The organism is Collinsella sp. AM42-18AC (genome assembly GCF_003467965.1).
GTDB lineage: Bacteria > Actinomycetota > Coriobacteriia > Coriobacteriales > Coriobacteriaceae > Collinsella.
Window position 1 is genome coordinate 1 of record NZ_QSFY01000023.1, and the last position, 11936, is coordinate 11936.

At 62.1% G+C, this 11936-nt stretch carries 10 protein-coding genes, 1 tRNA gene, 1 pseudogene and 1 riboswitch; of the genes and pseudogenes, 3 read left to right on the top strand and 9 right to left on the bottom strand.

Features of this window, described 5'->3' with window-relative positions:
* The first annotated feature begins 110 nt into the window (after positions 1-110).
* From DW913_RS09650 to DW913_RS10230, 3 genes and pseudogenes are all read left to right on the top strand, one after another.
* Positions 111-186 (top strand) — tRNA-Val (locus DW913_RS09650).
* A gap of 568 nt (positions 187-754) precedes the next feature.
* Positions 755-1398: pseudogene (locus DW913_RS10225) on the top strand (IS256 family transposase); the annotation flags it as partial.
* 98 nt (positions 1399-1496) lie between these two features.
* On the top strand, positions 1497-1955 hold the full coding sequence (locus DW913_RS10230; RefSeq protein WP_255415064.1) for a transposase: 459 nt from the start codon (positions 1497-1499) through the stop codon (positions 1953-1955).
* 169 nt (positions 1956-2124) lie between these two features.
* Here the strand turns inward: DW913_RS10230 and DW913_RS09660 are convergent, their stop codons facing one another.
* The 9 genes from DW913_RS09660 to DW913_RS09700 all read right to left on the bottom strand — a co-directional run bounded on the left by DW913_RS09660 (position 2125) and on the right by DW913_RS09700 (position 11503).
* Positions 2125-3408 carry an aspartate aminotransferase family protein gene (locus DW913_RS09660; RefSeq protein WP_117798352.1) on the bottom strand — a complete coding sequence of 428 codons (1284 nt, stop codon included), beginning with the start codon at positions 3406-3408 and terminating at the stop codon, positions 2125-2127.
* Between the two features lie 69 nt (positions 3409-3477).
* Positions 3478-4458: an acetylglutamate kinase gene (argB, locus tag DW913_RS09665; protein WP_117798353.1), complete on the bottom strand. Its 981-nt coding sequence runs from the start codon at positions 4456-4458 to the stop codon at positions 3478-3480.
* 81 nt (positions 4459-4539) lie between these two features.
* Entirely contained in the window at positions 4540-5808 is a 1269-nt protein-coding gene (argJ, locus tag DW913_RS09670; RefSeq protein WP_199580832.1) for a bifunctional glutamate N-acetyltransferase/amino-acid acetyltransferase ArgJ, read from the bottom strand.
* 134 nt (positions 5809-5942) lie between these two features.
* Positions 5943-7013 (bottom strand): N-acetyl-gamma-glutamyl-phosphate reductase, encoded by a 1071-nt coding sequence (argC, locus tag DW913_RS09675; RefSeq protein WP_117798355.1) that lies wholly within the window; start codon positions 7011-7013, stop codon positions 5943-5945.
* Positions 7014-7270: 257 nt separating this feature from the next.
* Positions 7271-7681, bottom strand: coding sequence for a pyridoxamine 5'-phosphate oxidase family protein (locus DW913_RS09680; RefSeq protein WP_117798356.1), 411 nt, complete (start codon positions 7679-7681; stop codon positions 7271-7273).
* A gap of 53 nt (positions 7682-7734) precedes the next feature.
* Positions 7735-8181, bottom strand: a complete 447-nt coding sequence (locus DW913_RS09685; protein WP_117798357.1) for a pyridoxamine 5'-phosphate oxidase family protein — start codon at positions 8179-8181, stop codon at positions 7735-7737.
* Positions 8182-8211: 30 nt separating this feature from the next.
* Positions 8212-9012: an energy-coupling factor transporter transmembrane protein EcfT gene (locus DW913_RS09690; RefSeq protein ID WP_117798358.1), complete on the bottom strand. Its 801-nt coding sequence runs from the start codon at positions 9010-9012 to the stop codon at positions 8212-8214.
* Entirely contained in the window at positions 9012-10916 is a 1905-nt protein-coding gene (locus DW913_RS09695) for an energy-coupling factor transporter ATPase (RefSeq protein ID WP_117798359.1), read from the bottom strand. Before DW913_RS09695 ends, DW913_RS09690 begins: the two co-directional genes overlap by 1 nt.
* Complete coding sequence (locus DW913_RS09700) at positions 10913-11503, bottom strand: ECF transporter S component (protein ID WP_117635948.1); 591 nt, start codon at positions 11501-11503, stop codon at positions 10913-10915. The genes DW913_RS09695 and DW913_RS09700 overlap by 4 nt, the downstream gene beginning before the upstream one ends.
* A 5-nt stretch (positions 11504-11508) precedes the next feature.
* A riboswitch (FMN riboswitch) is annotated at positions 11509-11701 on the bottom strand.
* Positions 11702-11936: the final 235 nt, after the last annotated feature.

The following is an 11936-nucleotide window of genomic DNA, read 5'->3' on the forward strand; positions in this document are numbered from 1 at the left end:
TATGGGAGGTGTTCGGATAAAGTCGATAATCAAGGGCTGTGACACGCGACGGTTACCTTTAATGGATATGAGATGAATGAGGCGATTGTTTTGCTATACTCTCTCCGCACGGGCGATTGGCGCAACGGTTAGCGCAGGTGCTTTACACGCACAAGGCTGGGGGTTCGAATCCCTCATCGCCCACCACTGATTTGGAAACGGTCCTCGAAAGGGGACCGTTTTTGTTTGCGCCCGGTGCATGGGATTCGAACCCGCCAGCACGTCCGTCACAAAGGCCGTGGCCAAAAAATGGCAAAAATGAGTACTGTTACTAATTTTGTAGCAGCGATTTTTGGGTTTCGCTGGGTAAATCTAGCCCTGAATCAGCGATTTGAAGCCTTTGCTAGCTGTTTCCCCATTAACATAACTGAACATGTGTGGTCTAACTAATCCTAGATAGTCGGTTTCATATGAGATTCAGCTGGTGACAGTACTCACATTTGGCATTTTTTGTCCAAAGGCTCTCCTGGCCGGTAGCGCGCAGAGATGTGGTGTAAGAGGCGGGGCATGCCCCGCCTCCGCCCTTTCTCGAAAGGGAGGGGACACCGCCTAGAATTCGTCGTTGGAGTAATGAAGGTGACGGATGGAAGGAAAGGCGATGCCCCAAGAAGAGAGTGTACTGCGCCTCGGCCGCGACGAGGCCCTCGAGGCGGCGAGGCTTTGGCAGGAGTGCGGCGACGCGCGCGAGTTCGCGTGCAGGGTGCTGGGCAGCGTGATGAACGCGCTGATGGACTCCGAGGCCCAGCAGATGTGCGGCGCGAGCCGCAACGAGCGCAGCGACGGCAGGGAGAACAGCCGCAACGGCTACCGCCCCAGGTCGCTCAAGACCGCCGTGGGCGACGTGGAGCTCGAGATACCCAAGCTCAGGCACGGCACCTACTACCCCGAGGGCATGCTCGCGCGATGGTCGCGCGTCGACACCTCGGTGGCCGCCATCGTGCAGGAGATGTACGTATGCGGCGTGTCCACCCGCAAGGTCGAGCGCGTGGCGTCCAAGCTGGGCATATCCTCGCTGTCGAGCTCGGAGGTCTCGAGCCTCTGCTCCGACCTCGACGCCGAGGTGGCGGAGTTCCGCCGCCGCGACCTGTCGGGCACGCCGTGCTGCTACCTGTGGCTCGACGCCACCTACATGAGCTGCAGGGTCGGCTCGTCGGTCGTCTCGCAGGGCGTCGTGACCGCGATCGGGCTGGGCGCCGACGGGCGCAAGCACTTCCTGGGCTGCGACGTGGTCGACACCGAGAGCGAGGACTCCTGGGCGGCATTCCTCGGCGGGCTGCGCGAGCGCGGGCTGGCCGGCGTTCGCCTCGTGGTCTCCGACACCACGCCGGGCTCGTGGCCGCCGTCTCGCGCCTGTTCCAGGGCTGCGCCTGGCAGCGCTGCGTGACGCACCTGCAGCGCAACCTCCAGAGCGCCTGCTCGGGCAGGCCCGAGGACTCCAAGGCGGTGTCAGGGACCTCGTGCACGCCGCGGTCTACCAGGACGACCCCGACCTCGCGCGCTGCGTGTGGGCCGAGGCGGCGCCCTGGGTGGCGTCGGTGTCCGCCAGGGCCGGCGAGGTCTTCGAGCAGGCCGAGGACTCCGCGCTGGCGTTCACGGCCTTCCCCAGGGCGCACTGGGCCAAGCTCCGCACCAACAACGTCCAGGAACGCGCCAACCGCGAGATAAAGCGCCGCTACAGGGTCGTGCAGTCCTTCCCCTCGAGGGAGTCGATGCTGCGCCTGACGTGCGCGAGCCTCATGGAGACCGAGGGGCAGTGGTCCCAGCAGCGCGTGTTCTCCGAGGCCTCGGCCGCCGAGGGCTTCGCCGAGCCCGCGGGCAGGCCGGCCCCGACAGAGGGGAGGCGCCGCGCGCTCGGGCGGCGCGCCAGGGAGATAGTGGACGAGATAGTCGAGAGGCGCGGTCTCAAGAAGGAGTAACATCGGGACTTGCAGCGACGGACCTCGGGACGCTCTTACACCACGTCTGCGCGCGCCACCTCCTGGCCATTGCAGATTTGTGGCAAAACGGGCTCCAGACCGCTGAATCATGCCGCATAGGGCACGTCCGCATTCCGGAACCCGGTCCAAATTGAGTTATTGCGCCGCGTTAGCCCAAAACGCCCGCCAGGATCTCGATCAGGCCGTCCACGTCGACTTCCTCGCAGACAAGCGGCGGCAGGAAACGCAGCGTGTGGGCACCAGTAGCGTTAATCACAGCGCCGGCGGCAAGCGCGCGGGCAACAATATCATGCGCATCGCCCGCAGCGTCATCCAAGTCGCAGCCGAGCATCAAGCCGCGACCGCGCACCTCGGTAACGTGCGGAAGCTTGGCCAGCGCCTGCTCCATATAGGCGCCCACCTTGGCGGCATGCTCAGCATAGCCGCCGCGCACGAGCGCGGAGAGCGTCGCGGCGCACGCCGCGACAGCCAAGCAGCTACCGCCAAAGGTCGAGCCGTGGTCGCCCGGCTTAAACACGTCGGCGATTTCCTTCTTTGCCACCACGGCACCCATGGGCACGCCATCGGCAATGCCCTTGGCAAGGCTCATAATGTCGGGTTCCACGCCATAGGTCTGGAATGCAAACGGCTTGCCGGAGCGGAAGATGCCACACTGGACTTCGTCGGCGATAAGAACGGCGCCTGCCTCGTGTGCCAAGTCACGCGCCGCCGCCATAAACTCCTCGGTCATGGGGTGCACACCGCTCTCGCCCTGAATCGGCTCGAGCATGACAGCGCAGACCTCGCTTCCCAGCTGCTTAAAGATCGAACGCAGTTCGTCGACATCGTTGGGCGAGCAGGCCACAAAGCCACCCGGCAGCGGACGGAAGCTGTCCTGCAGCCAATCCTGCATGGTGGCGGCAATGGTCTCGAGCGTACGGCCGTGGAAGCCGCCGCGCATGCATACGATGGTGTTGCCGCCGTTACCAGCACGCTTGGCGTACAGACGTGCGAGCTTCATCGAGCCCTCGTTGGCTTCGGCACCAGAATTGGCAAAGAACGTCTCCCACACCTGCTCGTCCGCAGCCGGGGCACCGAGCGCAGCGGCCGTGGTCTCATCGCCGGCGGCAATGGCATCGGCCAGCACGCACGCACCATCTACGTCGTCGTTGGCAAGCTTGGACAGCAGCGCCGCGACCTGTCCGCGCTGCTCGATGTAGAAGTAATTGGAGACATGCATGAGCTTTTTGGTCTGCGCCTCGAGCGCCGAGAGCACTGCAGGGTTGCCGTGGCCAAGGCTGCACGCACCGATACCGGCAAGAAAGTCAAGATACTCACGGCCGTCATCACCGGTGAGCTTCATGCCGTGGCCTTCGACAAACTCTACCGGAGAGCGACCAAAGGTATGCATAACGTAATGGGATTCGAGCGATTGTTGAGTTGCAAGTGACATGGGATGCCTTTCGTTGGGCGCCGTACGGCGCAGGGCTATGGGTGCAGGGACGCGACGACCGCGGGTCAGCTAGACCGTCTGGAGCTTTTCGACCTCGTCAAGGTTCTCGGTCAGGCGCGCGGCAAACGTCGAAAGCGGGTGCGGATGCGTATCGAACTCGTAGGCCGTCTCGGTGGAGTGAATCACGGTACCGACGCCAGCATCGGTCAGCAGCTCCAGCAGCAGCGAGTGCGGCGTCGTGCCGTTGATGATGTGGGCTCGGAACACGCCAGCGGTAAGCGCATCGACGGCGGCGCGCAGCTTGGGAATCATGCCTTTATCGACCTCGCCGCCGTAGAGCATCTCGTTGACCTCGTCGAGCGTCAGGTTGGAGATGAGCGAATCCTTATCGCTAAAGTCCTTGTACAGGCCGTCGACATCGGTCAAGAAGATTGCCTTATGCGCGTGGAGCGCCGCCGCAACGGCGCCGGCGGCGGTATCGGCGTTGATGTTGAAGAAGCCACCGTCCTCCCCCGCTGCGACCGTGGCGATAACGGGAATGTACTCGCTGTCGAGCAAACGCTCGATATAGTCGGTGTTGACGTGCGTGACCTTGCCTACGCGGCCGAGCTCTGGGTCGAGTGGCTCGGCGATAAGGGTACCGGCGTCGCTGCCGGACACGCCCACGGCCAGGTTGCCGTGGTGGTTGAGCGCCGCGACCAGCTCCTGATTGACCTTGCCGCCCAGTACCTCGCGCACGATATCCATGGTGGCAGGCGTGGTCACGCGCTGGCCGTTCTTAAACTCGACGGGGATGTCGTAGTGGCCGAGCGCCTCGTTGATGGCCTTGCCGCCACCGTGCACGATAACGGGGCGCATGCCGATAATCTTGAGCAGGACGATGTCGCTCATCACGTCACGGCGCAGCTGCTCGTCGACCATGGCGGCACCGCCGTACTTGATAACGACCGTCTTACCGGTCAGGTTCTTAATCCACGGCAGCGCCTCGAACAGCAGCTGCGCGGTAACTTCGTTGGATTCGCTCGAGCGACAATCGCGTGCGAACTTCATAGTCTGCCTCGTCTTTCGTGTAGCTATCGCGCCGCACCTCGTTGCCCGCGATTGCAGCGGGACGCGCGGCACATCGGGAGTCTAGGAACGGTAATCGCCGTTAATGGAGATGTACTCGTGCGTGAGGTCGCAAGTCCACACGGTGGTCGCCGCGTCCCCTGCGCCCAGGTCTGCCGAGATCACAATCTCGGGCGCCTCAAAGCGACGCAGCGCCTCGTCCTCGTCAAAGGGAACGGTCAGGCCATCACGGCAGACGGGCATACCCATCATGTCGATGGACACATCTTCTTGGTTAAACTGCACGCCGCACTTGCCGAGCGCCATGGCAACGCGGCCCCAGTTGCAGTCGTGGCCGGCGATGCAGGTCTTGACGAGCGGCGAGTTGGCAACAGCACGAGCGGCGATATCGGCCTCCTCGTCGTTCACGGCGCCGGTGACGCTAACCGTCACGAGTTTGGATGCGCCCTCGCCGTCTGCGGCGATGTTGCGCGCCAGGCTCTCGCACACCTCATGCACGGCAAAGGCCAGCTCGTCGAAGGCGTCAGAGCCCTCGACAATAGGCTCGGCATCTGCGGCGGCGGCGCCGGAGGCAAGCATGATGCAGGTGTCGTTAGTCGAGGTGTCGGAATCGACCGTTACCTTGTTGAAGGTCTGCTTGACGGTGGAGAGCAACAGGGCGTGGAGCGCCGCCGACTCGACGGGGGCATCGGTAGTGATGACCGCGATCATGGTTGCCATGTTGGGCATGATCATGCCCGAGCCCTTGCACATACCGCCCACCGTATAGGCATTGCCTGCGTGCCCCGCGGCCTCGCTGCGGTAACACACGGCGTACTCCTTGGAGTGCGTGTCGGTCGTCATGATGGCGCGAGCGGCATCGGCGCCACCGTGGGCGGAAAGTGCCTCGTAGGCAGCAGGAATGGCAGTCTCAAACGTGTCGATCGGCAGAATCTGGCCAATCACACCCGTGGAGGCAACCAGAATCTGCTGGGGCTCGCAGCCGATGACCTGCGATGCGATGCTGCACGTCTCGTGCGCGCAGGCAAGACCCGTCTCACCCGTGGCGGCGTTGGCATTGCCAGAGTTGACCGAAACGCCGGCGATGATTCCGTAGCCCTTGTCGGCACCGCCCAGGTTGGCACGGCTCACCTGCACGGGCGCCGCGCAAAAGCGATTGGTGGTAAACACGCCGGCACCGGGACAGGGTTTATCGGGCACGACGAGCGCGTAATCCAGGCGCTCGGGGTTCTTGCGGAACCCAGCATGGATGCCCGCAGCCTTAAAACCAGCCGCAGCCGTAACGCCGCCCTCGACGGCGCGAATCTTGATATCAAACAGCTCGGTATTCATCGTCTTTATGACTCCTTATGTCAAACAAAAAACGGACATCGGTTGGTGCGCCATGCCAGTCGTGATCATGAGACCAGCTTAAGAGTGGCGTCCCGCTCGATGCCCGACTACCAAATCGTTAACAATCGAATGTGCTACACCGGGCACGCCACTGTGGGCAAGCCTCGTCGCTCGTCAAAGTCAAAGACGATATTGGCGCACTGGACTGCTTGGCCCGCAGCGCCCTTGCACAGATTGTCGATGGCGCCCGTCGCCACCAGAACGCCCGCGCGCTTGTTGAGCGCGAGGCCAATCTGGGCGGCGTTGGTGCCGACGACCGAAGCCGTCTTAGGCTGCTGACCGGCATCGAGTACGCGCACGAAGGTGCGTCCAGCGTAGAACTGCTTGTAATAGTCGACGACATCCTCAAGAGCCAGGGAGTCGATGGCCTGCGGCGTGAGCGGCAGCGTCACCGTGGAGAGCAGGCCGCGCTTGAGCGGTGCCAGATGCGGGGTGAAGACGACGCGATCGGTCAGGCCAAGGATTTGCTCAATCTCGGGCGTGTGGCGATGCTTGCCCACGCCGTAGGCCTCCAAGTTCTCGTCGGCACTGCAAAAATGCGTACGGGCGTTGCAGGACTTACCGGCACCCGTCACGCCGCTGATGGCGTCAACGATCACGGGGCCACTCTGGGCAACCCAGCCGGCGCGCACGGCGGGCGCGGCGGCAAGGCTCGTTGCGGTGGGATAGCAACCGGCGCAGGCGACCAGCAAGGGTTTGCCGTCGGCGTGGTCGGATGCAGCGGTCTCCAAATCCTGGGAGAACAGTTCGGGCAGACCGAAGGCACGGGTCTTGAGCAACTCGGGGCTCGTGTGCTCGGCGGCATACCATGCCTCGAACACGGCCGGATCGCTCAGGCGGTAGTCGGCAGACAAGTCGAAGCAGGAAACGCCTGCGGCAAGCAGGGCGGGCACCTGTGCCATGGCAGCCGTGTGCGGCACGGCCAAAAAGACCGCGTCGCAGTTCTTGAGCTCGGGGGCATCATGCGTCGTGAAGACCAGATCGCTCACGCCAGCAAAGCTCGGGTACACCGCAGACAACGGCTGGCCGGCATCGGCGTTAGACGTAATGGCAGCAAGTTCAAACTCGGGATGACCGAGGACGAGGCGAATGAGCTCGGCACCGGCATATCCAGCCGCACCAACGATTCCAACCTTCAATGACATATCAGACTCCTTGTCTGCGATTTATGCACCGATGCGCATTTCGCAGCGGTCGTTATGAAGTGGGTTGAAACTTTAGCACCAAAAGATGCATGAATACGTAAATGGCTTGCATATTCATGCATTGAAACATTCCCGACACATTCGCTTGAAGGAATTGACAAATGGAGCGGGCCCCGTATTGACCGGCGCTCCTAACGGCGCCGGGCAATACAGGGCCCGCCCATGCGAAAACCAAGTTGTTAGGATGAGCCAGCCGGCTAGAGCTCGACCGGCACCCATTCGTCGTGATTGCAGATAAAAGCCTCGGGATCCTCGACGCTAAAGAAGACGAGCGTGGGGTCGTTAGGCCCCTCATAGTGCTCGCTCAAGCGCTCAAGATGTTTCCATCCGGCCTCGCGCATTTCGCTCGAAGCCCGGTCTTCCAGCCCCGCACGCCCGCGCAGAATCAACCAACCATGGCCCGGCCACCAACTCGTGGCCTCGAAGCGCTGATTTTGCAGCAGCTCTTGCCACACATCTTTGGTGCGCGCCGTTACAAACCACAGCTTGCCGTCCTGAATCTGCGCAAACGAAAACGGACGCACATGCGGCTGTCCGTCAACGCTCGTCGCCAAATACCATGCCGGCACTGACGTCAGATACTCCAACACCGTCTTCAATCCGTCCATGTGTCCTCCTGGCACTAGCTAATTAACTACCCCGGAATACTGGTTGGTGAGCGTTAGAGCACCAGGCGCTCCTCGCTGCCGTCGATATCGCAGAAGCGGGCGGCGATATTGCGCACCGAGAAAAACGCAAGGCGACCGTCGTTGGCGCTATCGTGTTGCTCGCCAATGCCCACCATGTGCTTAAAGCCTGCCTGGCGCACCTTGTCGCTCACGACCGCATCATCCTCGAGCGCTGCCTCGCCAGTTAACACGATCCAGCACTCCCCCGGCTTCCAGCCCGATACCTCAAACTTGGGATTCGCACTCAACTCCGCCCACACGTCCTTGTCGCGCGACGTGCAAAACCACAGCTTGCCATCATCGACCATGGCAAACGAGAACGGCCTCACGCGAGGCTGATGTCCGTCGGTCACATCGGTCGTGGCCAGATACCACGCCGGAATGCGCCTGAGATACGAACAGGCGCGCTCGAGCTGCGCCGTGCGGTCGTTGTCGATCATAGGGACCCCTTTCTTGCGCTCGAATCGCGCCTAAACAAGTTGAAGATTGATGACGATGACGCAGATGAGCAGCAACGCCGTCACTACCGCCGCCAACGCATCGCCGCGGCCAAATGCAAGCGCATGCAGACGTGTGCGGCCCTGCTCGCCATGATAGCAACGGGCATCCATGGCGGCAGACAACGTCTCGGCATGACGAAACACACCCGTGAACAGCGGAATTGCCACGCTGGCGAGTATGCGCACGCCGCCGAGCGGACCACCCGTCACGCGCGCGCCGCGGCTTGCCTGCGCATCGGCTGTCTGTTTCATTTCGGTGGCAAATTGCGGCATAAACCGCAGCGCGATGCCCATAATCATGCCAAGCTCGTGCGCCGGAAGCCCCACGCGTGCGAACGGTGCGAGCAGACGCTCAAAGCCCGCGGTGAGGTCGAGCGTGGGCGTGGTGAGCGTAATGGCGCTCATGCCGGCCATCATCAGGGTCAGGCGGCACGCCATAAACGTCGCAGAACGCAACGAACCCTCGCTCACTTGCAAAAAGCCAAGCTGCCACAGGACGCGGCCGCTCTGGTCGGAAAACAGGTTGAGCACCGCGACCACCACGACAATCGCCAGCAGCGGCGCCATCGATGATAGGACCCGGCGCAACGGCACCCGGGACACGGTATAGATCAGGGCAACGAAGATTGCGACCGGGGCCAGTCCGCGGAAACCGCCGACGGTCAGCGTCGTGATCAGAAACACAAAGCCCAAGAGCAACTTAGTTCGCGGGTCCAGGCGGTGGATCGCACTATCGCCGGGATAGTAGCTGCCAAACGAAAACGCCTCCATTAGCAGCCCTCCTCTCGCGCAACCGTCTTGGATTTAGCAATGTCCGCGACGTTAGAAGGACCGCCCGAGCGACCGATTAGCAGGTCCACCAACTCGTCGGCCAAAGACTCAACCGTATAGAGCCCGCCGCGACGCAGCGGCACGCCCGCCTCCGTAAGCGCCAGCGCCATACGCTGGGCGGCGGGAACGCCCAAGCCGATCGACTTGAGCTCATCGGCATGCGCAAACACCTGCGCGGGGGTTCCCTCGGCAAACACCGCACCTTCGTTCATTACGACGATACGGTCGCAGCAATTGGCCAGGTCATCCATGCTGTGCGAAACCATGACAACGGTCAGGCCATCGTGGTGAAGTCGATCGATGAGCTCCAGGAAATCACTGCGCGCAGCCGGATCGAGCCCCGCCATGGGCTCATCGAGTACCAGGACTTCGGGCTCCATGGCGAGCACGCCGGCGAATGCCACACGCCGTTGCTGACCGCCCGAAAGCTCAAAGGGACTCTTGTCGCCGACCGTGGAAAGGTCGAGGCCCACGCGTGAGAGCGATGACTCAACACGACGGTCGACTTCATCTTGCGGCAAGCCAAGGTTATGCGGACCAAACGCCACGTCCTGCGCCACGGTTTCGGCAAACAGCTGACGCTCAGGATATTGAAACACCACGCCGACCTTGGCCTTAACCGCGGCGGCGTCTTTCTTGTTTGACAGATCGAGCCCCAGCGCGCGGACGGATCCCTCCTGGGGGCGAATCAAACCGTTGAGATGCTGGACCAGCGTCGACTTACCCGAACCGGTATGACCTGCTAGCCCCAGGAACTCGCCGCGACGCACCGTCAGCGATACATCGCGCAGCGCCCACGGGCTGCTTGGGTCGTTTCCCCAGAGAGCCTGTTTGCTCGATTTGCCCGCAGTGGCCGAGCGCTTATGCCAGCGGCGGCGCTCGCGCGGACTGAGCGAATAACTGTTCGAAACATGGGATAGCTCGATGATGGGCTCCGACGCGTTGTCCTCGTTGTCTGCCGAAACAGTGCCGTCAGCGATTTCCAACTGGGATACGGAAGACTGCCCCGCGATGCCTGCTCCACTTCGCTCGGCATAAGCCTGCACAATCTCAGCGACCATATCCGCCTCACGCACCTGTGCGCAAACGGGTACGCCCTTCTCACGAAGTGCCCTACCTAGACAGCACGACGCCGGCATATCCAAGTTGAGCTGCGCAAGTTCGTCCGCCCGCGTCAAGATTTCCTCGGGCGTACCGAGCATGGCAACGCGCCCCGCCCGAAACACCGCGACACGATCGGCCTCGGCTGCCTCTTCCATAAAGTGCGTAATCATCACGATGGTCATGCCGCGTTCGTGCAGCGCGTGACAGGCCTTCATAAGGCCCTTGCGCCCGCGCGGATCGAGCATCGAGGACGCCTCGTCCAAAATGAGCACGCGCGGTTCCATGGCGAGCACGCCGGCAAGCGCCACGCGCTGCTTTTGTCCGCCCGAAAGTGCATGGGTCTCGTGGCGCTCGAAGCCCACCAAACCCACGCCCTTCAGTGCCTCGCGTACGCGCTGCGCGATCTGGGCCGATTCCACCCCAAGGTTTTCGGGACCAAAGGCAACATCGTCCTCGACAAGCGTCGCCACCAGCTGATCATCCGGGTTCTGGAATACCATGCCCGCGGTCGAGCGAATGTCGTAGACCAGCTCGGGATCGGACGCGTCCATGCCGTTGACGCGCACCGTTCCCGTATCGGGCTGCAGCAGCGCGTTCAAATGCTTGGCGAACGTCGACTTGCCCGACCCGTTGCCGCCGAGGATGCAGAAAAACTCGCCATCCTCGATGTTCAAATCGATGCCGTCGAGTGCCGGTGTGGCACCGTCATAACTAAAGGAAACGCCCCGACACTCAATCATGCGCGGCCTTTGACCTGGTCCTTCTTGGGCGTGATGAGATTAGAGACCGCCTTGTACACCGCCAGCGTCAACACCGAGTTGAGCACGGTCTTGATAAGGTTAAACGGCAAAACGGCGGGAAGCATGAGCGGGGCGATCACATCAACCGAGCCATACCAGAACCAAACGCCGATGGTCAGGTTCGCGACCATGGACAGCGCCGTAGCGGCAATGACGCCGAGCGCCAGGCCAATCACGGCACCCTTGTAGGTGTGCATCTTTTGGTAGACGATAGCCGCAGGCAGAATGTAGCCCAGCGTGGCAACCAGGTTCATAAGCGCGCCGACCCAGTCACCCGTAGTGAGCGCATGGATAACGATCGCCATGGCGGCAACGGCAGTGCCGGCACCAGGGCCATACGCAAATCCGCACACCATCGCCGGCACCAGCGACGGGTCATACGTCAAAAACGGCGCCGAGGGAAGGATGGGCAGCTGCACATACATAAACAGTGCTCCCAAGGCGCACATCAACGCCATGGTAACGAGCTGTTTGGTGCTCCACCTATTCGTGTTCTCAAAATGGATATGCTGCGACTGTTCAGACATAAGATCACCTGCCTCTTTCATCCGGACTCTAACCGTTGGTACTGGGATCTCACCAGTTCAGCCGGCATGCGAACCAACGCACGCACGGGTCGCGGACTCATCGGCTCGGTCGCTGGCACTTCGCCTGCGCCACGGCACCCCTTTGGCACCGCCCGATTTACCACCAGTGGGGAATTTCACCCCGCCCTGAAACAGCAATTGCAAGTGTAGCACCAGTAGGCTTTCGCGCAAGTATGCCATGGGTAATTTATGGCGGGGACCAGTTACCGCAACAACCACGTTCCCCACCCGTCCCAAAGTAACGCGCCTTTCGCGACAAAGCCGCGAAACAGCGACCGGGACACGTATCCCCATCAGCCACGATCTCCGCCCACGCCGACCTCAAGGCCGTAAACGCAGGGAATCCGGGGGCGTGACGGGGCTTCTCTCCGGA

Coding starts and splice junctions, on each gene's coding strand:
- DW913_RS09695 (WP_117798359.1), bottom strand. CDS start 10,916: ATGATTGAGTGTCGGGGCGTTTCCTTTAGTTATGACGGTGCCACACCG.
- DW913_RS09690 (WP_117798358.1), bottom strand. CDS start 9,012: ATGGAGGCGTTTTCGTTTGGCAGCTACTATCCCGGCGATAGTGCGATC.
- argJ (WP_199580832.1), bottom strand. CDS start 5,808: ATGAATACCGAGCTGTTTGATATCAAGATTCGCGCCGTCGAGGGCGGC.
- argB (WP_117798353.1), bottom strand. CDS start 4,458: ATGAAGTTCGCACGCGATTGTCGCTCGAGCGAATCCAACGAAGTTACC.
- DW913_RS09680 (WP_117798356.1), bottom strand. CDS start 7,681: ATGGACGGATTGAAGACGGTGTTGGAGTATCTGACGTCAGTGCCGGCA.
- argC (WP_117798355.1), bottom strand. CDS start 7,013: ATGTCATTGAAGGTTGGAATCGTTGGTGCGGCTGGATATGCCGGTGCC.
- DW913_RS09685 (WP_117798357.1), bottom strand. CDS start 8,181: ATGATCGACAACGACCGCACGGCGCAGCTCGAGCGCGCCTGTTCGTAT.
- DW913_RS09700 (WP_117635948.1), bottom strand. CDS start 11,503: ATGTCTGAACAGTCGCAGCATATCCATTTTGAGAACACGAATAGGTGG.
- DW913_RS09660 (WP_117798352.1), bottom strand. CDS start 3,408: ATGTCACTTGCAACTCAACAATCGCTCGAATCCCATTACGTTATGCAT.